This window comes from Bradyrhizobium sp. CIAT3101 (assembly GCF_029714945.1).
In the GTDB taxonomy this organism is placed as follows: domain Bacteria; phylum Pseudomonadota; class Alphaproteobacteria; order Rhizobiales; family Xanthobacteraceae; genus Bradyrhizobium.
Window position 1 is genome coordinate 7922414 of the sequence record NZ_CP121634.1, and the last position, 26705, is coordinate 7949118.

The window sequence follows — 26705 nt, forward strand, 5'->3', positions numbered from 1 at the left end:
TCTGAGAGATTACTTCTTCTTGTCGCCGCCGGCCGGAGCCTTGGCAGCCGCCGCCGGAGCAGCAGCACCCGCCGCCGGAGCAGCACCTGCCGCCGGGGCAGCAGCACCTGCCGCCGGAGCCGCGCCACCAGCAGCAGCCGCAGCCGCGGCCTTCTGCTCTTCGGCGTAGCCGGACGGCGGCACGATGGTGACGAGGGTCGCGTCCTCGCGGGTCAGCGCCTTAACGCCGGCCGGAAGCGTGACGTCCGACAGATGCAGCGAGTGACCGATTTCCAGCGCGCCGACGTCGGCCTCGATGTACTGCGGGATGCTCTCGACGCCGCATTCGAGCTCGATCGCGTGGGCGACGATGTTGACGGTGCCGCCGCGCTTCACGCCGGGCGAACCTTCAGCCTTCACGACATGCAGCGGGACGCTGATGCGGATGGTGGCGCCTTCGCCGAGACGCATGAAGTCGACGTGGATCGGGAAATCCTTGACCGGATCAAGATGGTAGTCGCGCGGAATGACGCGGTGCTTCTTGCCGTCGAGCTCGACGTCCACCAGCGTGGTCAGGAACCGGCCCGCGAGGATGCGCTGGCGCAGTTCACGATCATCAACCGAGATCGGGAGCGGGGGCTGGTTGTTACCATAGATCACTCCGGGTACGCGCCCGGCGCGACGCTCAGCCCGGGCGGCCCCCTTGCCGCTCTTCGGACGTGCGGTCGCCTTCAATTCCTTGACGGTCGTCGCCATAGTCTAAGTCCTTGTTTTTGCAAAAGTTAATGGGCCGCAGCGCGGCCCATGGCATCGTTCGCAGCAAGCCTCCAGGGGTGCGGGGGCCACGAACTGGCGGGCTTTTACCCGGAAGATGCAGAAATGACAAGGAGAATGGGCGGGCGGCCCGGGTTCCTACCCTCCCTGGAGGGGGAGGGTCGGCGCGTAGCGCCGGGGTGGGGTGACAGTCCATCCATTGAAGCGGTGCCCGAGTGGAGAGATCACCCCACCCCGCAGCGCATTCCGCTGCGCTCCATACGCTGCGACCCTCCCCCTCCAGGGGAGGGTAAGAAGAGCGACTACCCGCCGAGCTTGGCCTCCAGCGCGGCGATGCGCGCCTTCAGGGCCTCGTTCTCCTCACGGGCGAGGCGGGCCATGTCCTTGACCACCTCGAACTCCTCGCGCTTGACCAGGTCCATGTCGCGCAGGAATTTTTCGGCCTGATTGCGCAGCACCGTGTCGAACTCCCGCTTGGCACCCTGGGCAGCCCCGGCGGCGTCGTTCATCAAGCGGCCGATCTCGTCGAAAAACCGGTTGGTGGTCTGGGTCATGTCGGTCTCCTGATCGGTTTCTCGATCGGTTTCTTGGCGGCCTGCGATAAACTTTGCGCGAACGCGCCAAAAGACAATGGCAATCCGCGGAGGCCGGTTCAAGGGCCGCCGGCGGTATCCTTGTCATGCCCCGGTTTCCTTGCAATCGTATTCCACGTCCCTGCATAACAAGAATCAGAAGGCGGAACGCAAGACATGATCGAGCAGCAGATCGCTATTCCCACCAAGGACGGCCACACCGCGACCTTCATCGTCCATCCCGAGCGTGGCGGACCGTTCCCGGTCATCCTGTTCTACATGGACGCGCCGGCCATCCGCGAGGAGCTGCGCGACATGGCGCGCCGGCTCGCGACGTCAGGCTATTACGTGATGCTGCCGAACCTCTATTACCGTTCCGGCGTGATGGAGCTCGGCGCGCTGCCGGTCGATCCGAACGCGCCGGAGCGCAAGCGCATGTTCGCGCTGATGGGCTCGCTCACGATTCCCATGATCATGGACGACACGCGCGCGCTGCTCACCTATGCCGAGGGCCAGACCGCCGCGAACACCAAAATCATCGGCACCGTCGGCTATTGCATGAGCGGTCGTTACGCCGTGAATGCCGCCACGCATTTCCCCGATCGCGTCAAGGCCGCCGCCTCGGTCTACGGCACGCAGCTTGCGACCGATCAGGACGACAGCCCGCATCTCGCGGCAGCCAAGACCAAGGCCGAGCTCTACTTCGCCTGCGCCGAGACTGACATCTATGCGCCGACCGAGATCATCGAGAAGGTCAAGCAGGGCATGAGCGGCGCCAAAGCCGAGGTCGAGATCTATCCCGGCACCCATCACGGCTTCGCCTTCCCCAAGCGTCCGGTCTATGACCGCGACGCCGCCGAGCGGCATTGGGAGCGTCTGCTGGCGCTCTATCGCCGCAACCTCGTCCAACATTAGCAGGCGCGATGCCCTTTCTGCTTATCGACTTTCCGTCGTTCAGTCCGGTCGCGGTCGCGATCGGACCGTTCGCGATCCGCTGGTACGCGCTCGGCTATATCTGCGGGATCACGTTCGGCTGGTTCTATGCGCGTACCCTGATCAAGAAAGACAGGCTGTGGGCCGGCGCGTCGCCGATCAGCCTGACGCAGATCGACGATTTCATCCTGTGGGTGACGCTCGGCATCATTGTCGGCGGCCGCACCGGTTACGTCCTGTTCTACAATCTGCCCTTCTTCATCGAGCATCCCTCTGCCATCTTCAAATTGTGGGAAGGCGGCATGTCCTTCCACGGCGGCTTCCTCGGCTGCGTCGTGGCGGTGATGTGGTTCGCCCGGAGGAATGGCATCTCGATCCTGTCGCTCGGCGACATCACCTGCGGCGTTGCGCCGATCGGGATCTTCCTGGTGCGGCTGACGAACTTCATCAATGGCGAGCTGTGGGGTCGCGCGGCCGACCCGAGCCTGCCCTGGGCCATGATTTTCCCGACCGGCGGTGACGTACCGCGCCATCCGAGCCAGCTGTACGAAGCGGGCATGGAGGGCATCCTGCTGTTCGTCGTGCTCGCGGTGATGATCCGGATGGGGGCCTTGAAGCGGCCGGGGCTCATCCTCGGCAGCTTCATCCTGATCTACGGCCTGACCCGGATCATCGGCGAGCATTTCCGCGAGCCGGACGTCCAGCTCGGCTACCTCTGGGGCGGATTAACCATGGGCATGCTGCTGTCGATCCCGATGCTTATCGTCGGCGGTATACTTATTGTATGGGCTATCAGGCGCGGCGCGCCGAAGCCGGTCGATGCCGTTGGTTAATTCATTTCGAGAAGACACGTGACCGAACAGCCATTGCTGAACGAGATCAAGGCGCTGATCAAATCCTCAGGCCCCATGCCGGTCTGGCGATACATGGAAGCGTGCCTGATGCATCCGCGCTACGGTTATTACGTCTCGCGCGATCCATTGGGCCGCGAAGGCGACTTCACCACCTCCCCCGAAGTCAGCCAGATGTTCGGCGAGTTGTTGGGATTGTGGACCGCCTCGGTCTGGAAGCAGATGGGCTCGCCGCAATTCCTTCGGCTAATCGAGATCGGCCCCGGCCGCGGCACCATGATGGCGGACGCGCTGCGCGCACTGCGCGTGCTGCCGCCGCTCTATCAGGGGCTCAGCATCCACCTGGTCGAGGTCAATCCGGTCCTGCGCGAGCGGCAGAGTGCGACATTGTCGGGCGTGCGCAACAGCATCACCTGGCACGACAACATCGACGACGTGCCCGAAGGACCGAGCATCATCCTCGCCAACGAATATTTCGACGTGCTGCCGATTCACCAGATGGTGAAGCGCGAGGACGGCTGGCACGAGCGCGTGATCGAGATCGATCCCAACGGCAAGCTTCAGTTCGGCGCGGCCGCCGAGCCGACGCCGCGCTTCGACGTGCTGCTGCCGCCCCTGGTACGCGCGGCGCCCGTCGGCGCGGTGTTCGAATGGCGGCCCGATACCGAGATCATGAAGCTCGCCACCCGCGTGCGCGACCAGGACGGCGCGGCGCTGATCATCGATTACGGTCATTTGCGCAGCGATGCCGGCGACACCTTTCAGGCCATCGCACGTCACACCTTCACTGATCCCCTGAAGGCGCCGGGCCAGGCCGACGTCACCGCCCATGTCGACTTCCAGGCGCTGGCGCGGGCAGCCGAGGATGTCGGCGCCCGCGTGCACGGGCCGGTGACGCAGGGCGATTTCCTCAAGCGCGTCGGCATCGACACCCGCGCAGCCGCGCTGATGCAGAAGGCGACGCCGGAGGTGGCCACCGACATTTCCGTGGCGCTGAAGCGGCTGACCGACACCGGGCGCAGCGGCATGGGCACGATGTTCAAGGTGCTCGGCATCTCCGAGCCGCGGCTGACGGGCCTTGCTGGCCTCAGCGATCTCGAACAGGCCGGAGGCCATTGATGACTCTCACCTCGTCGCTGCTATCAGCGGTGCCCGGCCTGCGCCATTCCTTCTTCACCCGTGAAGGCGGTGTTTCCAACGGCATCTATGCGGCGCTGAACGGCGGGCTCGGCTCCAGCGACGATCAGACCCTTGTTGCGGAGAACCGCCGCCGCATGGCCGAGCATGTCGGCGTTGCACCGGAGCGCTTCGTCAGCCTGCATCAGATCCATTCGCCCGACGTCCTCGTCGCAGATCGCGCATGGCCGAGCGGCCCGCGGCCGAAGGGGGATGCGCTGGTGACCAAGACGCCGGGCATCGCGCTCGGCGTCTCCACCGCCGATTGCGGACCGGTCCTGTTCGTCGATCCCAACGCGGGTGTGATCGGCGGCGCGCATGCCGGCTGGAAGGGCGCGCTGACGGGCGTGCTGGAATCGACGATTCTCGCGATGGAAAAGCTCGGCGCCAGCCGCAGCGGCATCATCGCCGCGATCGGCCCGCTGATCCGGCAGGACAGCTACGAGGTCGGCAACGAGTTCGTCGCGCGCTTCATCGAGGCGGATGCTGACAACGCCGTGTTCTTCATCCCGTCGGTGCGCGAGGGCCACGCGATGTTCGACCTCGCCGGCTTCATCCGCAAGCGGCTGGAAGCCGCCGGCATTCTGATGATCGACGATCTCGGTCTGGACACCTATGCCGACGAGCGCTTCTTCAGCTATCGCCGTTCAGTTCATCGCAAGGAGCCGGATTACGGCCGCCACGTTCACGCGATCGCACTGGAAGGGTGAACACACAGGCAACGTCGTTTCATTCCGGGGCGATGCACAAACTTCGCGCCCGTAATGCACCGGATCTGTGTCGCCTCTGCCCTAGACCTTAATCGATTTTAACGATATCGCTGCCCTCAATGAGGGAAGCGTCATCCATCTTGCGCCGCGCCGGTTCGCGCGGGCTCGCGGTCATGTTGCTGGCGGCAGCGACCGCGCTGGCCGGCTGCGCCGGAGGCGGCGGTAATGCCGCCAATTCCTATGCGATGGCGACGCCAAGCGCCGGCTCCGGAGCGACGGTTGCCTTCGAGTCCATCGACGGGCCGCCGCCGCAGGTTTTCGACCGTATGGTCGGCGTCCTCGACAGCGAATCCAAGCTGCGCAGCCTGTCCGTGGTCTCCCGCGAGGGGACGGCTGCCTACCGCGTGCGCAGCTACCTCTCCGCCCAGGTGGTCCGCGGCAAGACCGTGATCGCCTGGGTCTGGGACGTTTACGACGCCAACCAGCAGCGGGCGCTGCGCCTCTCGGGCGAGGAACCGACCACGGCCAAGGGTGGCCGCGACCCCTGGACTGCCGCCGACGACCTCGTGCTGCGGAAGATCGCCCAGGCCGGATTCAGCGGACTTTCCAATATGATCAACGGTGCTCCGGGTGATGCGCCGGGCCCGGTTCCCGGCCTGCGCGGGCCCGCGGTGGCGAGCACGACGCCGGAGGCGGCGGCGCCGGAGGTGCCGGCCTCGGCGCTCGGCTACGCCCAGCAGTAACCACCGCTAAACCACGGGCCCAACTACCAGCCAAGCCGTTGGCCCGACTCAGGATTTTCAGAGGGAAAACGTAGCATCCCGGGTTGCCATTGCGGCCTCCCGCCTGATATTTCCTCGCCCGTCGTAACCGTGCTCCCAGTGGGTATTCTTTGATGTTGAACGTCGTATCCAGCAAAGCGCGGGAGGAAGCATCCATGTCGGCCAAGAACGGCTCCATCAAGCTTGTCGCCGGCAACTCCAACCCCGCGCTCGCGCAAGCGATCGCGCAGGGCCTCGATGTGCCGCTGACCAAAGCAGTGGTCCGGCGTTTCGCCGACATGGAGATCTTCGTCGAGGTCCAGGAGAACATCCGCGGCTCGGATGCCTTCATCATCCAGTCGACCTCGTTTCCGGCGAACGACAATCTGATGGAGCTGCTGATCATCACCGACGCGCTGCGCCGCTCCTCGGCGCGCCGCATCACCGCGGTGATCCCCTATTTCGGCTACGCCAGGCAGGACCGCCGCTCCGGCTCGCGCACACCCATCTCGGCCAAGCTCGTCGCCAACCTGATCACCCATGCCGGCGTCGACCGCGTCATGACGCTCGACCTGCATGCCGGCCAGATCCAGGGCTTCTTCGATATCCCGACCGACAATTTGTTCGCGGCCCCCGTGATGGTGCGCGACATTCGCGAACGTTTCGACCTCTCCAAGGTGATGGTGATCTCGCCCGACGTCGGCGGCGTGGCCCGCGCCCGCGGCCTCGCCAAGCGCATCAACACCCCGCTCGCGATCGTCGACAAGCGCCGCGAACGCCCGGGTGAATCCGAGGTCATGAACGTGATCGGCGACGTCTCCGGTTACAGCTGTATCCTGGTCGACGACATCGTCGATTCCGGCGGCACGCTGGTGAACGCGGCCGATGCGCTGATCGCCAAGGGCGCCAAGGATGTCTACGCCTACATCACCCACGGCGTGCTCTCCGGCGGCGCGGCCGCGCGTATCGCCGGCTCGAAGCTGAAAGAGCTCGTCATCACCGACTCGATCCTGGCGACGGAAGCGGTGACCAAGGCGCCGAACATCCGCACGCTGCCGATCGCAAGCCTGATCTCGGATGCGATCGCGCGCACCGCGGCGGAAGAGTCGGTCTCGAGCCTGTTCGACTAAGCTTTTCGGACTTGTAAGGTCTCGTAGGGTGGGCAAAGGCGCAAAGCGCCGTGCCCACCTTTTTCTTTTGAGATGCAGACGGTGGGCACGCTTGCGCTTTGCCCACCCTACGGCACCGAGCCCTGACGCAGCGCCCTCCCCGCACCCGCGGGTTGTTGCCGGCTGCCGCCCATGACATCATCATGACACCGAGTCATCTCTGCCCTCTGGATGCCTGATGCCCCGCCGGAAATTCGCTTGGGAAAAATTGTCGGATGACGAGTTGCTCAAGCAGCGTCTCTCCAGCCTGAGGGTCACGGTCGAGGGCACCTGGCTCGAAGACTGCGTTGGCACGCTTCACGAAGAGCTCGAGGAGCGCGGCATCCGGCTACGGCCGCACACGTGGATCTCGAGCGAATGGTTCAGTCCGGGAGATGTGCCCGGCATCGCGCTGCCCTTCTATCTCGCCCATCCCCGCCTGATGAAGCTCGAGAAAAAGATGATGTTCGACGTCGAGGGCGGAACCTGGCGCGAGTGCATGGCCATCCTTCGCCACGAGGCGGGCCACGCGCTGCAGCACGGCTACCAGCTGCAGCGCCGCCGGCGCTGGCAGCAGCTGTTCGGTCCGTCGTCGAAGCACTATCCGCGCTACTACCGGCCCAACCCGGCAAGCCGGCGCTATGTCCAGCATCTCCGGCTCTGGTACGCGCAGAGCCACCCGGACGAGGACTTTGCCGAAACCTTCGCGGTATGGCTGCGGCCGCGCTCGAACTGGCGGACGCGATATGCCGGCTGGCCGGCGCTGAAGAAGCTCGAATATGTCGACGAGCTGATGGGCGAGATTGCGGGAAAGCGGCCGCTGATCACGACGCGGGAGCGCGTCGATCCACTGAGCAAGCTCAGCCAGACGCTCGAAGACCACTACAAGAAGAAGCAGGATTTCTACGCCTTCACGCCACCGAAGACCTACGACCGCGACCTCTCCCGGCTGTTTTCAGCCGATCCCCGGCATCATCGGTCCCAACCGGCTTCGAGCCTGATCAGGCGACATCGTGCCCAGATCAGGCAGTTGGTCGCGCGATGGACCGGCGAGAACCAGCTTACGCTCGATGCCGTGCTTGACGACATGATCTCCCGCTGCCGCGAGCTCGATTTGCGCGCGGTGGGCCCTGAACAGAAGCTCGTTCTCGATTTCACCGTCCTCGTGACCGCCAAGACGATGCACGCGCTGTTTGGCCCGTCTCGGCGCAAATGGATCGCGCTATGAGACGACTCCGTATTCTCGTGCTGATGCATCCGGACTTCATGCCGCCGGACTCGACCGACGGATACACGCCACAGGAAATCAACAGCTGGAAGACGGAATACGACGTCGTCAGCACCTTGCGCGCCGCCAAACATGAGGTTCGCGTCCTCGGCGCTCAGGAGGAAATCAGGCCGGTGCGCGAGGCGATCGAGCAATTCAAGCCGCACGTGGTTTTCACGCTGCTCGAGGAATTTCACAACAACGTCGCTTACGACCAGCACATCGCCAGCTATCTCGAGCTGATGAAGGTGCCCTACACCGGCTGCAATCCGCGCGGCCTGATCCTGGCGCGCGGCAAGGATCTGTCCAAGACGCTGGTGCATCACCGTCGCATCGCAGCGCCAGCTTTCGCCGTGTTCCCGATGCGGCGCAAGGTGAAACGGCCAAAGCATCTTGCGCTGCCGCTGATCGTCAAGGCGCTCAACATGGACGGCTCCTTCGGCATCTCGCAGGCCTCCATCGTCGATACCGACGAGAAGCTCGCTGAACGCGTTGCCTTCATCCACGAGCGGGTCGAGACCGCCGCCATCGCCGAGCAGTTCATCGAGGGCCGCGAGCTCTATGTCGGCGTGCTCGGCAACAACCGGCTGCGCGTGCTGCCGGTGTGGGAATTGAAATTCGGCAGCATGGGCGGGCGCAGCTCACGCCACATCGCAACCGAAAAAGCCAAGCACGACACCGACTATCAGGAGAAGGTCGGCATCGTTGACGGGCCGGCGAAGGACCTTGCGCCCGAGGTCACCGCACGCATCCAGCGTGCCGCAAAGCGCATCTACCGGGCGCTGGGCCTCGACGGCTACGCGCGCATCGACTTTCGCCTCGCCGCCGATGGCACCCCGTATTTCATCGAAGCCAACCCCAATCCCGAGATCGCCAAGAGCCAGGAATTCGCCACGGCGGCTCAGCATGACGGGCTGAAATACAGGGAGCTCCTGCATCGCATCCTGACGCTTGGCATCAGTCGGGCGAAGGCGGGCGTATCTCTGGGCTAGGAGAGGGGTTCAGGCAAAGCTCGGCAGCACCACCTCCTTCATGAGTGCGAACATCACGGCGGTCTGTTCCTGGCCGGATAGCCGATAGTTTCCACAGTGGATGACGACGGCGAGATCACGCGCCGGAATGACGAACAGATATTGGCCGCCCCAGCCGATGCCACCGAACCAGTGCAGCGGTTGCGCGGCGGCTATGTCGCCCATGTACCAGTGATAGCCATAGTCGCGGCCAAAGCGGGTCTGGACGACAGGCGTGGTCACGCGCTTCACCCATTCGGCTGGAACGATGGACTTTCCATTCCAGCTGCCATTCGCCAGCATGAGCTGACCAACCTTGACGAGATCGCGTGGCAACAGACGCGCCCCCGACGCCGCACGCGCCTCGCCATCGCGACCAACACTCCAGTCGGACGGACCAAAGCCCAGAGGATCGAACAGCACACGGCGGCAATAGGCCGGCAGGGCCTCTCCGGTCCCCTTCGCTATGAGCCGGCCGAGCAGCGCGGTGGCGCCGCCGCAATAGCTCCACTTCGCGCCGGGCTCGCCAACGATCGGGCGTTCGAGAATGAAGCGATAACGATCGGGCGCGGCCTCCATCGCCGTCTCTGCGTTACGTGGATCGCCGTAGACGATCGTGAGCTCGTCCCAATCCAAACCAAGCGTCATCGAGAGCACGTGATGGATCGTGATCTTGTCACGGCCGGGCTGCGCGGCGAGATCGGCATACTCCGGAAACTGGGCGTAGAGCTTCGCGTCCGGCGGCGGCACCTTGCCTTCCGCGAGCGCAATGCCATAGGCGAGACCGACGACGCTCTTCGAGACAGACCGCAGATCGTGCAGCACGTCGGGGCCAAACTTTACTTGGCCGAGTTGCCGGTCCCAGCCCTGGTCGGCGCCTTCCCCATAGTGCTCGAACACGAGCTTGCCACCCTGGCTCAACAGGAGCGCATGCAGACCGGGTGCCTTTCCGGCCTGCATCAGCGCGGCGAGCCGCTCGGCAGCATCGGACGATGCGGCAATCGCGGGCATGGCCCGCGGAAGCACGACGCTCGCGCCAAGACCAGCCAGCAGATGACGACGGTTGAGATAGGCCATGGGTCATTTCCTCCGGAATAGGGTATTCACAGGTACCTTGCAATACATAGTACCTTGCTATATAAGCTCCCTTGAAAGCGGTGTAGTCAAGGAGGAAATGGCCGACTCGTCGAATCAGGTTCAGCTCAAGAAGGGCGCGCTGGAGCTCTGCGTGCTCGCTCTGCTCGCGCGCGGCGAGAGCTATGCCTATGAGATCGCGAGCACGCTGTCGGCCGGCGTCGGCATGGGTGAAGGCACGATCTATCCGCTGATGCGGCGCATGCAGGATGACGGGCTGGTCGATACCCGCCTGGAGGAATCCAGCAGCGGCCCGCCGCGCAAATACTACCGGCTGACGGCCGCCGGCCGCGCCGCCTTCACCGCGCAAAAGCGCGAATGGCGAAGCTTTACGGACGCCGTGGACCGCCTCCTCGGAGACAGCAGATGACCCGCGACGATTTCCTTCACATCCTCGCCGATGGGCTCACGGGGCTGCCCGCGCGTGAGATCGACGACATCCTGGCCGACTACGCCGCTCATTTCGAGGAAGCGCGAGCGTCAGGACGGACCGAGCAAGACGTCGCCGCCGCGCTTGGCGATCCCCGGCGGCTGGCGCGCGAGCTGCGCGCCGAGACCGGATTGCGCCGGTGGGAGAACCATCACTCCTTCCGCAACTCGACGGCCGCCCTGTTCGCGCTCAGCGGCCTCGCCGTGGTCGATATCGTCCTGCTGCTGCCGCTGCTGCTGGCCGTTCTGCTGATCCTGCTCGTGATCGCCTTCGTGATGTGCGTGCTGGGGATCATCGGCATCGGCTTGCTGATCAGCGTCTACAAGCATTTCGGCGACGGGCGGATCGTCGAGCTGATCCTGCGCGGGCTGGCAGGCGTCGCGCTGGTGACCACGGGCGCAGGGTTCGCTGCGCTACTGGCGCTTGGGCTCAATACAGCCGTCCGATGGCTCGGCAACTATGCGCGGCTGCATTACCGGTTGCTCAAGCCGGACCCGAGCGCGCATTCGTAGGGTGGGCAAAGCGCAAGCGTGCCCACCATCTCCATCAATCGGAAAAGATCGCGGGCACGGCGCTTTGCGCCTTTGCCCACCCTACGGCACCTAGCCGGCGTCTACTTTCGCGCTCACCACCTCGGCAAATGACTTGAAGAACTCACCCGCGAGCTTCGTCGCGGTCGAGTTGATCAGCCTGGCGCCGAGCTGGGCGAGCTTGCCGCCGATCTGGGCGTCGACCTCATAGTGCAGCACCGTGACGTCGGCGCTTTCGGATTCCAGCCGCACCACGGCGCCGCCTTTCGCAAAACCGGCGACGCCGCCGGAGCCTTCGCCCGAGATGCGATAGGCGTTCGGCGGATCGAGATCGGACAGGGTCACCTTGCCGCTGAACGTCGCCTTCACCGGGCCGACCTTGAAGACCACCGTGGCGGTCATCTCGTTCGGCGCGGTCACATCGAGCGACTGGCAGCCGGGAATGCACTGCTTCAGCACAGCGGGATCGTTCAGCGCCGCCCACACCTGCTCGCGTGACGCCGGGATGCGCTGGCTGTCGTTCATCTGCATGATCGGTCACTCTCTGCTTGCTGGCTGATTGGCGGCGCGCTGACCGCGCCTACGTTCGACGGTGATCTCGGCGAGGATCGACATTGCGATCTCCTCGGGCGTGATGGCGCCGAGATCGAGCCCGGCCGGTGCCTTGAAATCATCGATCGCAGCAGCGTCGGCGCCTTCCGCAAGGAGCTTTGCGCGAAGCGAAGCCATCTTTCGGCGGCTGCCGACGAAGGCGTGATAACAGGCCCGGGTCGCGACCGCCGCGCGCAAGGCGGCCTCGTCGCCCTTGCCTTGCGTCGAGACCACGACGAAACGCTTGGCGTCGTTGAGCTCGCCGAGCTGGTAGCCGTCCATGATCATATCGGCATCCGGCGGCGCGGTGAGATCGGCGGCAGGCGCGGCAAGCGTGACGTGGTAACCAAGCACGCGCGCCTGTGCGGCGAGCGACAGGGCTACCGGGCTCGCACCGAGAATGACGAGCGAGGGATGCGGCAGCACCGGCTCGACGAAGATATCCATGGCGCCCTTGCTCGGGCACATGTTGCTGGCGAAGCGAATGCCGTCGCGGCTCTCGCCGGCACTGACGCCGAGCTCGGCCAGCAAATTTTCCGGCTGCACCGAGACCATCCGCGGCTCGCCGTCGGCGAGCGCCTCGCGCGCCGCCTTCAGCACCGCGCCCTTGGCGCAGCCGCCGCCGATCCAACCCGCGACGATGGTGCCGTCGGCCGCGATGATCGCTTTGGCGCCAGCCTTCGCCGCGGTCACCGAAACCGTCCGCACCACCGTCGCGAGCACGAAGGCGCGCTCGGCAGCCTTCATCTGCGCTATGAGATCCAGCACCTCGACATGAACGGTCATCGCAACATCCCTCAGAGCTTCGCCAGATAGGGTTCGAGCGCACGCAGGCTTTGCAGCGAATTCGCGGGCGCATAGAGATCGACATGCGGCAGCGCCGCCTTGATGCCCCTGGCTTCGGGCGTATAGCCCTCCCAGGCCATCATCGGATTGAGCCAGACGATGCGCCGGCAGCGGCGGTGCAGCGCCGCCATTTCGCGGCCGAGCAGCGAGGCATCGCCGGTCTCGTAACCGTCGGACACGATCATCACGCAGCTGCGTGAATGGATCACGCGCGCGGCATGCCAGCGGTTGAAGGTCTGCAAGGACTCGCCGATCCTGGTGCCGCCGCCCGCGCCCTGCGCCATGATCGAGAGCCGGTCGAGCGCGCGGCTTGCATCCCTCTCCTTCATCGCATCGGAGACGTAAGCGAGCCGCGTGTGGAACAGGAACGCCTCGGCCTCGCGGAATTGGTCGAGTACGCCGTGGATGAAGCGCAGGAACACGGCGGTGTACATGCTCATCGAGCCGGAGGCATCGAGCAGCACGACCAACCGCAGCGGCTTGTCCTTGCGCTGCCGCTTGACGAGGCTGATCGGCACGCCGCCATGGCTGATGTTGCGATGAATGGTCCGCCGGAGATCGAGCCGGTAACCGCGCCGGCGCGCCAGATCCCGCCGGGTCAGGCGCGTGCGCATCGCCTTGGCGAGCTGTGCCGCGGCCTCATGGGCCTGCGCAACCTGGTCGGGATCGCTGAGCTTTCGGAAATCGACTTCGGCAAAGTTCTCGGTGCGCGAGGCGCCCTCCATGCGGCCCTCGCCTGCGCCGCCTTCCGGCGCATCGCCCGAGGACGGAAGCTGATCAGCAACGGACTGATGGCCGCCCTGCTCTGCGGCCGTATCCTGCAAGCGCTTCAAGGACGGATTATTGGCGCCGGGCGTCGACCCCATGGTGCGGGACCGCGAGCGCACGCGCTTGCCGAGCCAGAACGCATCGAACAGCCCGTCGAACCTGTCCCAGTCGGACTTGCGCGCCGAGAACAAATGCTTGAACGCCGCACGCAGCAGACCCGGTCGCGCGGCGTAGCCTGATGACATCAGCGTCGCGGCATCCTGCCCCTCCGCCAATCCAACGCGAAAGCCGGCATCGCGCAGCGTGCGCAAGAAGGCGGCGAGCCGCGCGGACACGAGGCGGGAGACCTCATTGAGATCATCAAATCCAGGACTGGAGCCGCAGCAGCTCATGCGACCTTCCCCAGCAGGCGTTGCGTCACCTCGGGCGTGACCCGGGCGCGGTCCTCGTGGGTCTTCAGCAGGCAGACCAGCGTCTCATGCACGGTTTCGGGCGCATCGTGGAGATCGCGCACGTCGAGACCGACCAGCGCCGCTGCCCAGTCCAGCGTCTCCGCGACGCCCGGAACCTTGCGAAGCTCCTCCTTGCGCATGCCTTCGACCATACGCGCGATCTGCAGCGATAACGACGGGCTCGCGCCTGCGACACGCGCGAGAATGATGCGGGTCTCGCGATCGACGTCGGGATAATCGACATAGTGATAGAGGCAGCGCCGGCGTAGCGCGTCGGAGAGCTCACGCGTGCCGTTCGAGGTCAGCACGACATGCGGGATGGTGATTGCGGGGATGGTGCCAAGCTCGGGGATCGAGACCTGGAAATCGGATAGCAGCTCGAGCAGGAACGCCTCGAACTCGTCGTCGGCGCGGTCGATCTCGTCGATCAGCAGCACCGGCGCCTGCGGGCGGCGGATCGCCGCGAGCAAGGGACGCTCCAGCAGGTATTTTTCCGAGAAGACCTGGTCCTCGATGCTGTCGGTGCCGCGATGGGCCTGGATGGCCAGCAATTGGCGCTGGTAATTCCACTCGTAAAGCGCGGCGGACTGGTCGAGCCCCTCATAGCATTGCAGCCGGATCAGCTCGGTCGCATGCACCTTGGCGAGCGCCTTCGCCACCTCGGTCTTGCCGACGCCCGCTTCGCCCTCCAGCAGCAGCGGACGTCGCAGCAATTGCATCAGCGAGATCGCGGTCGCGAGGTCCGCATCGGCGATGTAGCCCGATGCGGCCAGCGCTTGCGCGATCTCGTCACGGCCTTTCATCGTCAGGCCACCGCCCCGAGATCCTTCGCCGCCTTCCAGTTGCGCCAGAAATCGTGCGGCATCTGGATGTGCGTGGACCCCAGGAACGAGAACGCGTCGTTGACGGCGTTGGAAAAGGCCGGCACGCCGCCGACATTGGGGCTCTCGCCGACGCCCTTGGCGCCGATCGGGTGATGCGGCGACGGGGTGACGGTGAAGTCGGTCTCCCAATGCGGCGTCTCCACCGCGGTCGGCATGAAGAAGTCCATGAACGAGCCGGTGACGACATTGCCGACCTCGTCGTAGCGGATCTCCTGGCCCATCGCGATCGCGAAGGCTTCGGTGAGGCCACCATGGACCTGGCCCTCGATGATCATCGGGTTGATGCGGGTGCCGCAATCGTCGAGCGCGTAGAAGCGCCGGACCTTGTACACGCCGGTATCGACGTCGATGTCCATCACGCAGAGATAGGCGCCGAACGGATAGGTCATGTTGGGCGGATCGTAGTAGCTGACCGCTTCCAGTCCCGGCTCCATGCCCGGCGGCACGGAGTTATAAGCCGCCCAGCAGATATCCTTCATCGACATGAATTTTTCCGGCAGGCCCTTCACCCGGAAGCCGTCGATGTCGAATTCGAGATCGTCCTCGTGGACCTCGAGCTTGTAGGCCGCGATCATCTGCGCCTTGGCCTTGATCTTTCGCGCGGCCATGGCGATTGCCGCACCAGCAACCGGCGTCGAGCGCGAACCGTAGGTGCCGAGCCCGTAAGGCGCGGTGTCGGTGTTGCCCTCTTCCACCATGATGTTGTCGGCGGGAATGCCGATCTCGGTCGCGATGATCTGGGCCCAGGTGGTCTCGTGGCCCTGGCCCTGGCTCTTTGTGCCCATGCGCGCGATACCCGCACCGGTCGGATGCATGCGGATCTCGCAGGAATCGAACATCGCGATGCCGAGGATGTCGCAATTCTTCGACGGGCCGGCGCCGACAATCTCCGTGAAGAAGGAGATGCCGAGGCCCATGATCTCACGAGTCTCGCCGCGGGCGAACGCGGCCCGCTTCTCCGCCTGCTCCTTCCGGAGCGCGGCATAGCCGGTGGTCACCATCATCTTGCGCATGGCGGTGTGGTAGTCGCCGGAATCGTATTCCCAGCCCAGTGCCGAGTGATACGGAAACTGCTCCGGCTTGATGAAGTTCTTCAGCCTTAGCTCCGCCGGATCCATGTTGAGCTTCTGCGCCAGAATATCCATGGCGCGCTCGATGCAGTAGGCGGCCTCCGTGACGCGGAACGAGCAGCGGTAGGCGACGCCGCCGGGCGCCTTGTTGGTGTAGACGCCGTCGACAGCCAGATGCGCGGTCGGGAAGTCATAGGAACCGGTGACGATGTTGAAGAAGCCGGCCGGCCATTTCGACGGGTCGGCGCAAGCGTCGAACGCGCCGTGATCGGCGAGCACGTGCACACGAAGCCCCGTGACCTTGCCGTCCTTGGTCGCGGCGATCTCGGTGGTCATGTGATAGTCGCGCGCGAACGAGGTCGCGGTCAGGTTCTCGATGCGGTCCTCGACCCATTTCACCGGCTTGCCGGTGACGATGGAGGCGACGGCGGCGCAGATATAGCCGGGATAGGCGCCGACCTTGTTGCCGAAACCGCCGCCGATATCGGGGGCGATGACGTGGATCTTCTGCTCCGGCAGCTTGGCGATCAGCGCCACCACCGTGCGGATCACGTGCGGGGCCTGGAAGGTGCCGTAGATCGTCAGCTCGCCCTTGATCTTGTCGAAGGAGCAGACGCACTGGCAAGTCTCCAGCGGCGACGGATGGGTCCGGTGGTAGGAGATCATCTCCTTGATCTTGACCTCGGCCTTGTTGAAGGCCGCGTCGGTCAGCTCCTTGTCGCCGACGGTCCACTCGAAGATGTGGTTGTCGTGCTTGCGCGGTCCGTGCGCGCCCGACATCTTGCCAACGAGGTCTTCGCGCAGCACCGGCGCGTCCTTGTCCATCGACTTGAAGGGATCGACCAAAGGCGGCAACGGCTCGTATTCGACGACCACCTTGTTGATGCCGTCGTCAGCCGCATAGCGGTCGGTGGCGACCACGAAGGCGACCTCCTGGTTCTGGAACAGCACTTTGCCATCGGCCAGAACCATCTGCACGTCGCCGGCCAGGGTCGGCATCCAGGCGAGGTTGACGGTCTTCAGCGTCTCGGCGGTGATGACCGCGAGCACGCCGGGGACCTTCAGCGCCTCGCTGTCGTCAATCTTCTTGACGCGCGCATGCGGATGCGGCGAGCGGACGAAGTCGCCGTGCAGCATGCCCGGCAGCTTGACGTCGTCGACGTAGTTGCCCTTGCCTTGCGTAAAGCGGATGTCCTCGACGCGCTTGCGCTTGCAGCCCATGCCTTCGAGTGCGGCGGTGCGTTGTTCCCGCGTGGGAGTCATGTCGTTCATTCTGCGGCCTCCCGGAATTCCACGCCGTTGATCTTGGCGCTCGCATATTGAATGGCTTTGACGATGTTCTGGTAGCCGGTGCAGCGGCAGATGTTGCCGGAGATGCCCATCCGGATTTCCGGCTCGCTCGGCGAGGGATTCTCCTTCAGCAGCCGATGCGCGCGGACAATCATGCCCGGCGTGCAGAAGCCGCATTGCAGGCCGTGCATCATGCGGAAGCCTTCCTGAAGCGCGGACAGCGTGCCGTCGGCATGGGCCATGCCTTCGACCGTGGTGATGTCGCTTCCCTGGGCCTGCACCGCGAACATGGTGCAGGACTTCACCGACATGCCGTCGATATCGACGGTGCAGGCGCCGCAATGGGTGGTCTCGCAGCCGATATGGGTACCGGTCATCTGCAAGTTCTCGCGGATGAAGTGCACCAGCAACGTGCGCGGCTCGACGAGGCCTTCGACCTCGGTACCGTTCACCTTCATGGTGACGTGTGTTTTGGCCATCGGTCCCCTCCCCTTATTTCGCGACGGACGCGGCGCGCTGCAGCGCCCGTGTCACCATGATGCCGCCGACATGTTTGCGGTATTCGACCGGGCCGCGCGCATCGGCGGCCGGCGCCATGATCGCTTCGGCCGCGGCCGCGGCCTTCTTCAGGGTGGCCGCATCGAGGCTCGTTCCGATCACGGCCTTGGCGGCGTCAGCGGCAAGCAGCGGTGTCTCGTGGACATTGGTGAGGCCGATCGAACAGGTCGCGACCTTGCCGCTCGCCATGGTGAGGACGACGGCCGCTGCCGCGGTGGCGTAGTCGCCGACCTTGCGCTTGAGCTTTTCATAGGCGTAGCCGTGGCCGGCCGCCGGCATGGGCACAGAGATGGAGGTCAGGATCTCGCCGGGCTCGAGCGCGGTGAAATAGGCGCCTTGGTAGAAGTCGGTCGCGGCGACATCGCGGGCACCGCCGGCGCCTTCGAGGCGGTAGGTCGCGCCCAGTGTCATCATCAGCGCCGGCATGTCGTTGCCGGGATCGCCGTTGGCGACATTACCGCCGATCGTGCCGCGGTAGCGCACCTGCGGGTCGGCGATCAGCAGAGCCGCCTCATGCAGGATCGGCATGGATTTGGCGATGTCATCGGAGGCCAGCAGCTCGTGCTGGGTGGTCATCGCACCGATGACGAGATTATTGCCGTTGCGGCTGATGCCCTTCAAGGCGGCGATGCCGTGGAGGTCGATCAGATGGGCGGGGGTGGCGAGCCGAAGCTTCATCATCGGCACCAGGCTGTGCCCGCCGGCCAGTGGCCGCGCATCCTCGCCGAGGTCTGACAACAGTTTCACGGCGTCGGCGACACTCGCCGGCCGGTAATAGCTGAATGAGCCCGGGATCATCATCTCCTCCCATATTCGTCCTTGGCGCGTGACGGCGCGGACGTTGGAGGGGACGGTCACTCCGGACCGGGCAAGCCGCAATCATTCGGGCACGGAACAGCGGATTTCGCACGAGTTGCGGCTGGGAACGCACGAATTGCGTCAGGTGTGGCGACGTATGGCGCGGCCACTTACCCTCCCCTGGAGGGTGTTCAGACCGGGGAGAAGGTGGACAGGTGTTCGGAGACATCGTGGACACTTTCGAGCCGTCCGTCGAGAGGTCGGATGTCGGCGGTTGCAATCGTCTGGGTTCTGAAGAGGACGTCGAAGACGCCATCCTCCATGGTTGGCCGGAATGCGATGTCTTTGCCGCGGAAGGCCTTCGGGACTTTGAGATTGCGACCGCGGAAGCTGACGTGACCGCTCTGCTGAACCCGGCGCACAGCGTCGTTTGGTGCGTATTCGAAGGGCGCGATCGTCTCGACATAATCGCGCGGGCTCGGTTGATAGCGGCTGGCCGGCACTGCGAGCTGGAGCGCTTCGTGCGGCCGTTGCGTGTTATAGACGGTACGCCATCGCTCGAAAGCCCGCTGAGCGGCAGCGATATCGGCGAAGGCAGGAGCCGACAACACTTCGGCCTTGAGGCTGCGGTGGAAGCGCTCGTCCTTGCCCATGGTCTGCGGATGATAGGGCCGGGAATGGCTGATCTTGACGCCATGCTCGATCAACCAGACGCCAAGCGGGGTAAACGGGCTGCCCGGACCGTCGCCCCAGGGCGAACCGTTGTCGGTGATCATCCTCTCGGGCAGGCCATAGCGGCGGAAGGCCGCGATGAGGTGCTGCCTGACCGTCTCGGTCTGCTGGTCGGCGCACGCCGCCAGTGTCACCGAAAAGCGCGAATGATCGTCGAGCACGGTCAATGGATGAAGCCGGCCGGTGTGCATGGCCACGTGGCCCTTGAAGTCCATCTGCCACAACTCGTTCGACCGCGACCGCTCGAAGCGAGTGAAGGTGGGCGAGCCGCCACCAAACTTGCCCAGTTCCACCCCATGACGCTTCAGGATTGCCGTCACCGTCGAGGGCGACGGAACGGCTTCCTGCCCCAGATCCTTCAGCCGCCTGGCGATCTTCCGCCCGCCCCAGGCCGGATGCTCGGCTCGAAGCGCAAGCACGGCCTCCTCGATCGCCGCAGCACTGCGTGCCGGCGACGTCTGTGGCCGCCGCGACTGCTCTTGAAGCCCGCTCATCCCGGCCGCTCGCCAACGCTCCAGCCACTTGTAGCCGGTCGTCGGGCTGATGCCGAACCGACGGCACAACTGCCGAACATTGGCTCCCTCGTCCGAGGCCAGCACGACAAACTCCGATCTCGCGTCCATCCGGGACACCTCGTGGAACGGCATCCGACAGCCTCCTTACTGAGCTGTCGAAAGTGTCCACGATGTCTCCGAACACCTGTCCACCTTCTCCCCGGTCTGAACAGAGGGGGAGGGTAAGTGGGCTCGCCTCCTGTGCTTCGTGACCTCTACGCCTGCCGCCGGTTCACCAGCCCCAGCCTCGCCTTCACCTCGGCGATCTTGGCGCGGCTCACCGGCACCCGGTGCGGCGACGGGCCGTCGAGCTCGAGCACCGCACCGTCGCCCTCTTTGCGGACCAGGGCGACATGGGGGATGGCGACGATATGGCTGCGATGCACCCGGAGGAACAGCGAGGGATCGAGCTGGGCCTCGGCTTCCGAGATCGACCATGGGCACATCCGCTCGCGTGTGCCGTCATGGACGCGGGTGTAATGTGCGTCGGCGCGGACGCTACGGACATTGGCCGTCTCGATGAAATGCGTGCCGTCAGCGCTTTCGACCGGCAACCTCGGAACCGGCGCACGCGGCGGCTGGCCAAGGCCACCGAGCGGAGCCGCCGCGCGCGGAGCTGCGGCCGGTGCGGCGATCAGTTCAATGGCCGCCTCCGCTACCGGCGAAGCAACCGGTTCGGCGGCAGCGGAATTCGAGGCCTGACGCCGCTGGTCGGGAACCAGCGACAACAGGAAGCCCGCCGCGATGACGAAGCACAGCACCGCGACGATGATCGACAAGACTTGCTGCGACGCGGCAAGGCCGACGCCGGCATGGTGATGCGCCGCACCGGTCAGCGGCTCGAAGTGCATGCCCAGCATCGCCGTATAGTGCATGCCGGAGACCGCAATGCCGAAGACGATCGAACTGACGATCAGCCGAACGCCTTCCTGCTGCGCCAGAAAAGCGCGCAGACCGCCATAGGCCGTGACGACCGCGACCACGACCGACAGCAGCACCATGACCGGGTCGTGCACGATGCCGAACGGACCGGCCAGTCCATGGATCCCGACATAATGCATGCTCGCAATCCCGACGCCGAGCAGCACCGCCGACGACGCCACGCGCTTCAAGCTCGGCTCGCCGATCGAGACAAAGAAAAGCGAGATCCCGACCACCAGCGCGCAGATCAGGAACGAGATGATGGTGGGAAGAACGAGATACACCGTGTCCGGCGGCAGCGGCGCCGCCAGCATGCCGACGAAATGCATGGTCCAGATGCCGACGGCCAGAAACGCGGCCGCACCCGCGAGCAGAACGCGGTTGCTGACGCCGGGCGTGTTGCGGATGCGAGCAGCAAGCGCAAAGCCGGTATAGCCGCCCAGACTCGCGATCGCCACAGAGAGCGCGACGAGATAGGGATCGTGTCCTTCGAACATGATCTTGTCGGCCGCCCGTCTCCACGGCCCGGCCTCCTCCCGCCGCCGACTTTATAGGGACGGCGGCGGGATTGACAATCAGCGGCGTGTGAAGCGGCGGCAATGCCAGACCCTCATGGTGAGGAGGCGCGCAGCGCCGTCTCCGGACGATGCTTCGCATCGCCTGGAGAACCATGCAGGCCCAACTGTGGCCTTCATCCTTCGAGACGCGCTGACGCGCTCCTCAGGATGAGGAGCGCGCGTCTCTGTCGCCCCTACACAATTCCCGCCGCGACCTGGCCGCGCAGGCGCTCCAGGCCGTGCAACGTCTCCGCACAGGCGGCCGCGACCTCGATGCCCTTGGTCGTGAAGTGCCTGCGGAAGAAGTCGTAGTGCACTTCGGTCTCGTGGAATTGCTGCGGCGTCAGCACGGCGGAAAACACCGGCACCTCGGTGCGGAGCTGGACGTCCATCAGCGCCTTGATCACGGTGTCGGCGACGAACTCGTGGCGATAGATGCCACCGTCAACGACAAGGCCTGCCGCGACGATCGCGGTGTAGCGCCGCGTCTTGGCGAGGACCTGCGCATGCAGCGGGATCTCGAACGAGCCCGGCACCTCGAACACGTCGACATGGGTGAGATGCCGCGCCTCGGCTTCCTTGATGAAAGCGATGCGGGCTTCCTCGACCACGTCGCGGTGCCAGCAGGCCTGCACGAAGGCCACCCGCTGCGGCTTTGCGAAGCGCGGATGTTCGGTCGCCGGTGGAACCGGCGGTTGGACGACTTCGGAAGTTTCGGTTTGGGGATCTTGCAACATCTGATTCATGGCTTTCCTTCAAAGGACCAGAATCAGGGCACACGGAACGACAAACAGCCGCATCCTGCGATGCGTCTGCCACCGACCGTTCTCTTTCATCCGGACTTTAACCGTCGGCTTCGGAGTTGCACCGAATCTGCTGACCCTTTCCTTTGGAGAAAATCCTTTTCAGGAAACCCCTCTGGGAAGGCGCTCGCGGGCTTAGGCCTTTCGGCCCTTACCGCCGGTGGGGACTTTCACCCCGCCCTGAGAACATCGGCCGTCCGGAATGAACGGCCTGAGCGGAAATATGACGCCGGTCCGGGGCAGCACGCAAGCGTGTTCCGCAGCAAAAATCCGCATGGTCCCATGTCGCCATGGCGGGCTGGCCCTCGCTGGACGGAATTAGCGATCGGTGCGCGGTCCGGGGAGTCCGATTCCGATTTGTTCTCTTCGTTAATAATTGTGGCGGAGATGAGCTGTGGACGAACGAGTCCTGGCTTGTGGACGGACTCGGCAGCCGGTTGCGCAGATTCCGCAAATCACATCAGTTGATCCGCGACAAGCCCGCGCTGGTCTGAGGGATCGCAACAGCGACTCCTAGGGGATCGCCTTAACGACATTAGGGGAGCGCGCGCCGGACCAACCGCGTGCGTATCTAACGACAACAAGAAGGCAAGAGGTCGAGACGGCATGTCCCTGCTCGAAGGCACTATCGATTCCAAAAGCCATCCGCTCGCGGTGGTCGAGGATATCGCTGCCAGCAACAACTGGCCGTTCGAACGCTCCGGCGAGGACGAACTGACCATTGTCTCGAAGGGGCAATGGACCGACTACCAGATTTCGTTCACCTGGATGGGCGAGATCGAAGCGCTGCATCTGGCTTGCGCTTTCGACATGAAGATTCCGCTCACACGCAGGGGCGAGGTGCAGCGGCTCGTCGCCGCGGTCAACGAGCAATTGTGGATCGGCCATTTCGATCTGTGGACCAACACCGGCATGATCATGCACCGCCAGGCGCTGGTGCTGCCCGGCGGCCTCACCGCCTCGACCGCGCAATGCGAAGCCATGCTCGCCGGCGCCATCCACGCCTGCGAGCGCTATTTCCCGGCGTTCCAGTTCGTGGTGTGGGCGGGCAAGACCACCGCGCAAGCCATGGACGCCGCGATGTTCGATACGGTGGGCGAGGCGTAGGGAGCCGACGCTCCCTCCCCGACGCGGTGAGGAACGCAAAGCTCGCCCCTCATCGTCGTCCTGGCGAAAGCCAGGACCCATACCGCGAGGTCTCTCGGTAGCCCGCGATGCTTGTTGCTCTGCCCGCCATCCACTAGAACCCTTTGGGGTAATGGGTCCTGGCTTTCGCCAGGACGACGGGATTATTTGTGGCGGCAGCGATGGCAGACAACAACACTCTCCAAAACATCACCGGCACCATCCTGCTTGCCGGCGCCGGCAAGATGGGCGGCGCGATGCTGACCGGATGGCTGGCAGGCGGGCTCGATCCGCGCCGCGTCGCGGTGGTGGATCCGTTCATCTCGCCCGAGATCACCGCGCTCGCCGCCAAGGGCGTCGCGCTCAATCCCGATGCGAAGGCCGCAGGCTTTGTCGAGACGATGGTCGTCGCGGTGAAGCCGCAGATGTTCCGCGAGGCCGGCGCCAAGCTGAAATCATTCGTCACGGAGAAAACTTCCGTGGTCTCGATCATGGCGGGAACCACGATCGCCTCGCTCGACGAGGTCTGCGGCGGCGCCGTGGTGCGCGCGATGCCGAACACGCCGGCAGCGATCGGCCGCGGCATCACGGTTGCGGTTGCTGCGAAGAATGTCAGCCCCTCGCAGCGTGCGGTGGCCGATGCGCTGCTGCGCGCTACCGGCTCGGTCGAATGGGTCGAGGATGAAAGCCTGATGGATGCGGTGACCGCCGTCTCCGGCTCGGGGCCCGCTTACGTGTTCCTGCTCGCCGAAGAGCTCGCGCGCGCCGGCGTCGAAGCCGGCTTGCCCGAAGCGCTGGCGACAAAGCTCGCGCGCGAAACCGTCGCGGGCTCCGGCGAGTTGCTGCACCAGTCGGATCTTCCTTCCGCTACGCTGCGCCAGAACGTCACCTCGCCCGGCGGCACCACCGCCGCAGCGCTCGGCGTGCTGATGGGCGAGCCGGGCCTGCGCGATCTCATGATCCGCGCGATCGCGGCGGCGACGAAGCGGTCGAAGGAGCTCGCGAAGTAGCCGCTACGCGCCCAACCGCTTGTTGAACGTCTCGACATTCACGAGCCCGCGCGCGTGCCGGCCTTCGCCGAGCTTGCGCGTACCCTCGAAGGCCTCGACGTCGAAGCGGATGACGCGGCGCTCGACCGCGATCACTTTCGCAGTGGTCCGCACCGTCGCGCCGACGAGCGCGGCAGCGAGATGGCGGATATCGACCTCGGTACCGACCGTGACCCAGCCCGGCTGCAGCGCGGCGCGGATCGCATCGCCCGACGTCATCTCCATTTCCAGGATCATCATCGGCGTCGCATAGACCATCGGCATGCCTGGCACGAAATGCCCGACCGTGCGCTCGGCCGGCACCACCAGCGTGCGCTCGGCGCTCATGCCGACCTTGATGAAGTCGCGTGCGTCCATGATGCTTGCTCTATGTCGTCCCGGACAAGCAAAGCGCAGATCCGGGACCCATAACCACAGGATCGAGTTTGACGAAGACTCGGAGTTACCAGCTCGCCCCACAACCACGCCCTGTGGTTATGGGTCCCGGCCTTCGCCGGGACGACAGCTGTGATTGCTGCTGCGGCAGTGGCTGCCGAAACAGCGCGGCCTACTTCTTCGCAGCCGCCGCGCGCTCCACAAACGTCTTGCCGCCCTTCATCTTGTGGCGGAGGGGCGCTTCGTTGATCTGGATGACGACGGCATCGGCGTCGACGCCGAGATTCTTCACCAGTGCCTGCGTGATGTCGCGCATCATGCCGGCCTTCTGCTCGTCGGTGCGGCCTTCGGCCATGCTGACGGTGATCTCAGGCATTGTCTTCTCCCTGCTGCTGTCGCGATGACCGGGCACACCCCGGTCGTTCATGAAGGTGCGCATCAAACAGGACGCGGATGACCGGGACAAGCCCGGGCGTAAGGCAATGCGCGCAGCTCAGTCATGCAGACCCCGGACCGGGCGGCTCGATGTGGTGCCACCTCAGCAACTTTCGTACTTCATCGACGAGGCTAGAAGCTGGCACTTTCTGCTGGATCAGCTTCTGCGCTTGCAGATAACGATCTCTGTCCTTCTCCACGTCCGTTACTGTAGAGCCGACCCATAGATCCTTGATTATGACTTGGGGGCCTTCTGGATCATTCAGTTCGTCAGCCCCCTGAATGATGACGCAGGGTGAGTTGCGGCGGTCGGCATATTTGAGCTGGTTGCCCATGTTCTTGGGATTGCCGAGATAGAGCTCGGCGCGGATGCCGGCGTTGCGCAAGCTCGCGACCATCTTCTGATAGTCGGCGACGCGATCGCGGTCGAACACGGTAACGACGACGGGGCCGACTTCGGGTCGCGAGTCGAGCTTGCCGAGCAAGGTCAGCGCAGCCTGGAGCCGCGACACGCCGATCGAGAAGCCGGTCGCCGGCACCGGCTCGCCGCGGAAGCGGGAAACGAGGCCGTCATAGCGGCCACCGCCGCCGACGGAGCCGAAGCGCACCGGGCGGCCCTTCTCGTCCTTGGTTTCAAGCAGCAGTTCGACCTCGTAGACGGGACCGGTGTAATATTCGAGGCCGCGCACGACGGACGGATCATAGGCGATCTGGTCTTTCGAATAGCCGGCCTGATCGCAAATGTAGAGGATCTGCGTCAGCTCCGACGTACCGCTTATGTCGCCACCGACCTTTTCAATGGACTTTCGAACCCGATCAAGCTTTTCAGCAGCATCATCCCCGGTCGACGTGATGTAATCGAGCACGATTTCTATTGATTCCGAGGAAAGTCCCGCGCCCGGCGTAAAATCGCCCTTGCCCTCTTCCCCCCCGTCCCAGCGGCCATTCGAGAGCAACAGTTTCACGCCGTCGATACCGAGGCGATCAAGCTTGTCGATGGCGCGAAGAACAGTCAGCCGCCGTCCCGCATTCTCATCGCCCTTGAGACCGCAGGCCTCCAGTACTCCATCGAGGATCTTGCGGTTGTTCACCTTCACGACGTACTGGCCGCGCGCAACGCCGAGCGCTTCCATCGTGTCGGCTGCCATCATGCAGATCTCGGCATCCGCCGCCGGCGTCGCCGAGCCGACCGTGTCGGCATCGAACTGCATGAACTGGCGGAAACGGCCGGGGCCGGGCTTCTCGTTGCGGAAGACGTAGCCGACGCGATAGCTGCGATAGGGCAGGACCAGACCGTCGGTGCCATAGCGCTCGCCGACATAGCGCGCGAGCGGCGCGGTCAGATCATAGCGCAACGAGATCCACTGCTCGTCGTCGTCCTGGAACGAGAACACGCCCTCGTTGGGGCGGTCCTGGTCGGGCAGGAATTTGCCGAGCGCGTCGGTGTATTCCATCGCCGGCGTCTCCACCGGCTCGAACCCGTAGAGCTCGTAGACGGCGCGGATCTTCTCGACCATCTCGCGCGTCGCGCGGATCGCGGCGGGATCGCGATCCTCGAGCCCGCGCGGCAGGCGCGCCTTCAGTTTCTGGGGTTTTTTGGGTTTTTCGGCCATGCGGGCGTT

The 26705-nt window shown here is 64.8% G+C and carries 28 protein-coding genes and 1 riboswitch; of the genes, 12 read left to right on the plus strand and 16 right to left on the minus strand.

Going from position 1 to position 26705, the window contains the following annotated elements; translation table 11 throughout:
* Positions 1–9: 9 nt before the first annotated feature.
* Together QA645_RS37015 and QA645_RS37020 are read right to left on the minus strand one after the other, a co-directional pair.
* Positions 10–735 carry a 50S ribosomal protein L25/general stress protein Ctc gene (locus tag QA645_RS37015; protein ID WP_254134364.1) on the minus strand — a complete coding sequence of 242 codons (726 nt, stop codon included), beginning with the start codon at positions 733–735 and terminating at the stop codon, positions 10–12.
* Positions 736–1055: 320 nt separating this feature from the next.
* On the minus strand, positions 1056–1307 hold the full coding sequence (locus QA645_RS37020; protein ID WP_148777675.1) for an accessory factor UbiK family protein: 252 nt from the start codon (positions 1305–1307) through the stop codon (positions 1056–1058).
* A gap of 195 nt (positions 1308–1502) precedes the next feature.
* On the opposite strand from QA645_RS37020, the gene QA645_RS37025 reads away from it, so the two are divergent.
* The 8 genes from QA645_RS37025 to QA645_RS37060 all read left to right on the plus strand — a co-directional run bounded on the left by QA645_RS37025 (position 1503) and on the right by QA645_RS37060 (position 9163).
* Complete coding sequence (locus QA645_RS37025) at positions 1503–2240, plus strand: dienelactone hydrolase family protein (protein ID WP_283046068.1); 738 nt, start codon at positions 1503–1505, stop codon at positions 2238–2240.
* A gap of 8 nt (positions 2241–2248) precedes the next feature.
* Entirely contained in the window at positions 2249–3091 is an 843-nt protein-coding gene (lgt, locus tag QA645_RS37030; protein WP_283046069.1) for a prolipoprotein diacylglyceryl transferase, read from the plus strand.
* Positions 3092–3109: 18 nt separating this feature from the next.
* A complete protein-coding gene (locus tag QA645_RS37035) occupies positions 3110–4228 on the plus strand; it encodes an SAM-dependent methyltransferase (protein ID WP_254134367.1) in 1119 nt (372 codons plus the stop codon).
* Complete coding sequence (gene pgeF / locus QA645_RS37040; RefSeq protein ID WP_283046070.1) at positions 4228–4995, plus strand: peptidoglycan editing factor PgeF; 768 nt, start codon at positions 4228–4230, stop codon at positions 4993–4995. The genes QA645_RS37035 and pgeF overlap by 1 nt, the downstream gene beginning before the upstream one ends.
* A 119-nt stretch (positions 4996–5114) precedes the next feature.
* The gene (locus tag QA645_RS37045; RefSeq protein ID WP_283046071.1) at positions 5115–5738 is read left to right on the plus strand and encodes a hypothetical protein; all 624 of its coding nucleotides are present in this window, start codon (positions 5115–5117) and stop codon (positions 5736–5738) included.
* 194 nt (positions 5739–5932) lie between these two features.
* The gene (locus tag QA645_RS37050; protein ID WP_187437466.1) at positions 5933–6886 is read left to right on the plus strand and encodes a ribose-phosphate pyrophosphokinase; all 954 of its coding nucleotides are present in this window, start codon (positions 5933–5935) and stop codon (positions 6884–6886) included.
* A gap of 217 nt (positions 6887–7103) precedes the next feature.
* Positions 7104–8132 (plus strand): putative zinc-binding metallopeptidase, encoded by a 1029-nt coding sequence (locus QA645_RS37055; protein WP_254134370.1) that lies wholly within the window; start codon positions 7104–7106, stop codon positions 8130–8132.
* Positions 8129–9163 (plus strand): ATP-grasp domain-containing protein, encoded by a 1035-nt coding sequence (locus tag QA645_RS37060; protein ID WP_283046072.1) that lies wholly within the window; start codon positions 8129–8131, stop codon positions 9161–9163. The genes QA645_RS37055 and QA645_RS37060 overlap by 4 nt, the downstream gene beginning before the upstream one ends.
* 9 nt (positions 9164–9172) lie before the next feature.
* Here the strand turns inward: QA645_RS37060 and QA645_RS37065 are convergent, their stop codons facing one another.
* Complete coding sequence (locus QA645_RS37065) at positions 9173–10258, minus strand: serine hydrolase domain-containing protein (RefSeq protein WP_283046073.1); 1086 nt, start codon at positions 10256–10258, stop codon at positions 9173–9175.
* A 97-nt stretch (positions 10259–10355) separates the two neighbouring features.
* On the opposite strand from QA645_RS37065, the gene QA645_RS37070 reads away from it, so the two are divergent.
* Positions 10356–10685: a PadR family transcriptional regulator gene (locus tag QA645_RS37070; protein WP_254134373.1), complete on the plus strand. Its 330-nt coding sequence runs from the start codon at positions 10356–10358 to the stop codon at positions 10683–10685.
* Positions 10682–11257 (plus strand): DUF1700 domain-containing protein, encoded by a 576-nt coding sequence (locus tag QA645_RS37075; protein ID WP_254134374.1) that lies wholly within the window; start codon positions 10682–10684, stop codon positions 11255–11257. Before QA645_RS37070 ends, QA645_RS37075 begins: the two co-directional genes overlap by 4 nt.
* A gap of 90 nt (positions 11258–11347) precedes the next feature.
* Here the strand turns inward: QA645_RS37075 and QA645_RS37080 are convergent, their stop codons facing one another.
* From QA645_RS37080 to QA645_RS37125, 10 genes are all read right to left on the minus strand, one after another.
* Positions 11348–11806 carry a carbon monoxide dehydrogenase subunit G gene (locus tag QA645_RS37080; RefSeq protein WP_283046074.1) on the minus strand — a complete coding sequence of 153 codons (459 nt, stop codon included), beginning with the start codon at positions 11804–11806 and terminating at the stop codon, positions 11348–11350.
* A gap of 6 nt (positions 11807–11812) precedes the next feature.
* Entirely contained in the window at positions 11813–12652 is an 840-nt protein-coding gene (locus QA645_RS37085; RefSeq protein WP_283046075.1) for an XdhC/CoxI family protein, read from the minus strand.
* Between the two features lie 11 nt (positions 12653–12663).
* A complete protein-coding gene (locus QA645_RS37090) occupies positions 12664–13872 on the minus strand; it encodes a VWA domain-containing protein (protein ID WP_283046076.1) in 1209 nt (402 codons plus the stop codon).
* Entirely contained in the window at positions 13869–14735 is an 867-nt protein-coding gene (locus QA645_RS37095) for a MoxR family ATPase (RefSeq protein ID WP_283046077.1), read from the minus strand. The genes QA645_RS37090 and QA645_RS37095 overlap by 4 nt, the downstream gene beginning before the upstream one ends.
* Positions 14736–14737: 2 nt before the next feature.
* Entirely contained in the window at positions 14738–17158 is a 2421-nt protein-coding gene (locus QA645_RS37100; protein WP_283046078.1) for an aerobic carbon-monoxide dehydrogenase large subunit, read from the minus strand.
* A complete protein-coding gene (locus QA645_RS37105; protein WP_283046079.1) occupies positions 17155–17655 on the minus strand; it encodes a (2Fe-2S)-binding protein in 501 nt (166 codons plus the stop codon). The genes QA645_RS37100 and QA645_RS37105 overlap by 4 nt, the downstream gene beginning before the upstream one ends.
* A 13-nt stretch (positions 17656–17668) precedes the next feature.
* Positions 17669–18532, minus strand: a complete 864-nt coding sequence (locus tag QA645_RS37110; RefSeq protein ID WP_283046080.1) for a xanthine dehydrogenase family protein subunit M — start codon at positions 18530–18532, stop codon at positions 17669–17671.
* 191 nt (positions 18533–18723) lie between these two features.
* Complete coding sequence (locus QA645_RS37115) at positions 18724–19911, minus strand: IS481 family transposase (protein WP_283046081.1); 1188 nt, start codon at positions 19909–19911, stop codon at positions 18724–18726.
* 122 nt (positions 19912–20033) lie between these two features.
* The gene (locus tag QA645_RS37120) at positions 20034–21236 is read right to left on the minus strand and encodes an MHYT domain-containing protein (RefSeq protein ID WP_283046082.1); all 1203 of its coding nucleotides are present in this window, start codon (positions 21234–21236) and stop codon (positions 20034–20036) included.
* A 254-nt stretch (positions 21237–21490) separates the two neighbouring features.
* Positions 21491–22042, minus strand: a complete 552-nt coding sequence (locus QA645_RS37125) for a 6,7-dimethyl-8-ribityllumazine synthase (RefSeq protein WP_254134382.1) — start codon at positions 22040–22042, stop codon at positions 21491–21493.
* Positions 22043–22116: 74 nt separating this feature from the next.
* Positions 22117–22291: riboswitch (FMN riboswitch) on the minus strand.
* Positions 22292–22705: 414 nt separating this feature from the next.
* Between QA645_RS37125 and QA645_RS37130 the strand changes: the two genes are divergently transcribed.
* Positions 22706–23206 carry a YbjN domain-containing protein gene (locus QA645_RS37130; protein WP_254134383.1) on the plus strand — a complete coding sequence of 167 codons (501 nt, stop codon included), beginning with the start codon at positions 22706–22708 and terminating at the stop codon, positions 23204–23206.
* Between the two features lie 200 nt (positions 23207–23406).
* Positions 23407–24234, plus strand: a complete 828-nt coding sequence (gene proC, locus QA645_RS37135) for a pyrroline-5-carboxylate reductase (protein ID WP_283046083.1) — start codon at positions 23407–23409, stop codon at positions 24232–24234.
* 3 nt (positions 24235–24237) lie between these two features.
* Here the strand turns inward: proC and QA645_RS37140 are convergent, their stop codons facing one another.
* The 3 genes from QA645_RS37140 to hisS form a co-directional block, all read right to left on the minus strand.
* Entirely contained in the window at positions 24238–24630 is a 393-nt protein-coding gene (locus tag QA645_RS37140) for a thioesterase family protein (protein ID WP_283046084.1), read from the minus strand.
* 190 nt (positions 24631–24820) lie between these two features.
* Positions 24821–25024 carry a tautomerase family protein gene (locus tag QA645_RS37145; RefSeq protein WP_008144861.1) on the minus strand — a complete coding sequence of 68 codons (204 nt, stop codon included), beginning with the start codon at positions 25022–25024 and terminating at the stop codon, positions 24821–24823.
* Positions 25025–25145: 121 nt separating this feature from the next.
* Complete coding sequence (gene hisS / locus QA645_RS37150; RefSeq protein ID WP_283046085.1) at positions 25146–26696, minus strand: histidine--tRNA ligase; 1551 nt, start codon at positions 26694–26696, stop codon at positions 25146–25148.
* Between the last annotated feature and the right edge of the window lie 9 nt (positions 26697–26705).

What these genes read in the sequence shown, in the direction of transcription:
- QA645_RS37015 (WP_254134364.1), bottom strand. Translation starts at nt 735, where the DNA reads ATGGCGACGACCGTCAAGGAATTGAAGGCGACCGCACGTCCGAAGAGC.
- QA645_RS37020 (WP_148777675.1), bottom strand. Translation starts at nt 1,307, where the DNA reads ATGACCCAGACCACCAACCGGTTTTTCGACGAGATCGGCCGCTTGATG.
- QA645_RS37025 (WP_283046068.1), top strand. Translation starts at nt 1,503, where the DNA reads ATGATCGAGCAGCAGATCGCTATTCCCACCAAGGACGGCCACACCGCG.
- lgt (WP_283046069.1), top strand. Translation starts at nt 2,249, where the DNA reads ATGCCCTTTCTGCTTATCGACTTTCCGTCGTTCAGTCCGGTCGCGGTC.
- pgeF (WP_283046070.1), top strand. Translation starts at nt 4,228, where the DNA reads ATGACTCTCACCTCGTCGCTGCTATCAGCGGTGCCCGGCCTGCGCCAT.
- QA645_RS37045 (WP_283046071.1), top strand. Translation starts at nt 5,115, where the DNA reads ATGAGGGAAGCGTCATCCATCTTGCGCCGCGCCGGTTCGCGCGGGCTC.
- QA645_RS37050 (WP_187437466.1), top strand. Translation starts at nt 5,933, where the DNA reads ATGTCGGCCAAGAACGGCTCCATCAAGCTTGTCGCCGGCAACTCCAAC.
- QA645_RS37055 (WP_254134370.1), top strand. Translation starts at nt 7,104, where the DNA reads ATGCCCCGCCGGAAATTCGCTTGGGAAAAATTGTCGGATGACGAGTTG.
- QA645_RS37060 (WP_283046072.1), top strand. Translation starts at nt 8,129, where the DNA reads ATGAGACGACTCCGTATTCTCGTGCTGATGCATCCGGACTTCATGCCG.
- QA645_RS37065 (WP_283046073.1), bottom strand. Translation starts at nt 10,258, where the DNA reads ATGGCCTATCTCAACCGTCGTCATCTGCTGGCTGGTCTTGGCGCGAGC.
- QA645_RS37070 (WP_254134373.1), top strand. Translation starts at nt 10,356, where the DNA reads ATGGCCGACTCGTCGAATCAGGTTCAGCTCAAGAAGGGCGCGCTGGAG.
- QA645_RS37075 (WP_254134374.1), top strand. Translation starts at nt 10,682, where the DNA reads ATGACCCGCGACGATTTCCTTCACATCCTCGCCGATGGGCTCACGGGG.
- QA645_RS37080 (WP_283046074.1), bottom strand. Translation starts at nt 11,806, where the DNA reads ATGCAGATGAACGACAGCCAGCGCATCCCGGCGTCACGCGAGCAGGTG.
- QA645_RS37085 (WP_283046075.1), bottom strand. Translation starts at nt 12,652, where the DNA reads ATGACCGTTCATGTCGAGGTGCTGGATCTCATAGCGCAGATGAAGGCT.
- QA645_RS37090 (WP_283046076.1), bottom strand. Translation starts at nt 13,872, where the DNA reads ATGAGCTGCTGCGGCTCCAGTCCTGGATTTGATGATCTCAATGAGGTC.
- QA645_RS37095 (WP_283046077.1), bottom strand. Translation starts at nt 14,735, where the DNA reads ATGAAAGGCCGTGACGAGATCGCGCAAGCGCTGGCCGCATCGGGCTAC.
- QA645_RS37100 (WP_283046078.1), bottom strand. Translation starts at nt 17,158, where the DNA reads ATGAACGACATGACTCCCACGCGGGAACAACGCACCGCCGCACTCGAA.
- QA645_RS37105 (WP_283046079.1), bottom strand. Translation starts at nt 17,655, where the DNA reads ATGGCCAAAACACACGTCACCATGAAGGTGAACGGTACCGAGGTCGAA.
- QA645_RS37110 (WP_283046080.1), bottom strand. Translation starts at nt 18,532, where the DNA reads ATGATCCCGGGCTCATTCAGCTATTACCGGCCGGCGAGTGTCGCCGAC.
- QA645_RS37115 (WP_283046081.1), bottom strand. Translation starts at nt 19,911, where the DNA reads ATGCCGTTCCACGAGGTGTCCCGGATGGACGCGAGATCGGAGTTTGTC.
- QA645_RS37120 (WP_283046082.1), bottom strand. Translation starts at nt 21,236, where the DNA reads ATGTTCGAAGGACACGATCCCTATCTCGTCGCGCTCTCTGTGGCGATC.
- QA645_RS37125 (WP_254134382.1), bottom strand. Translation starts at nt 22,042, where the DNA reads ATGAATCAGATGTTGCAAGATCCCCAAACCGAAACTTCCGAAGTCGTC.
- QA645_RS37130 (WP_254134383.1), top strand. Translation starts at nt 22,706, where the DNA reads ATGTCCCTGCTCGAAGGCACTATCGATTCCAAAAGCCATCCGCTCGCG.
- proC (WP_283046083.1), top strand. Translation starts at nt 23,407, where the DNA reads ATGGCAGACAACAACACTCTCCAAAACATCACCGGCACCATCCTGCTT.
- QA645_RS37140 (WP_283046084.1), bottom strand. Translation starts at nt 24,630, where the DNA reads ATGGACGCACGCGACTTCATCAAGGTCGGCATGAGCGCCGAGCGCACG.
- QA645_RS37145 (WP_008144861.1), bottom strand. Translation starts at nt 25,024, where the DNA reads ATGCCTGAGATCACCGTCAGCATGGCCGAAGGCCGCACCGACGAGCAG.
- hisS (WP_283046085.1), bottom strand. Translation starts at nt 26,696, where the DNA reads ATGGCCGAAAAACCCAAAAAACCCCAGAAACTGAAGGCGCGCCTGCCG.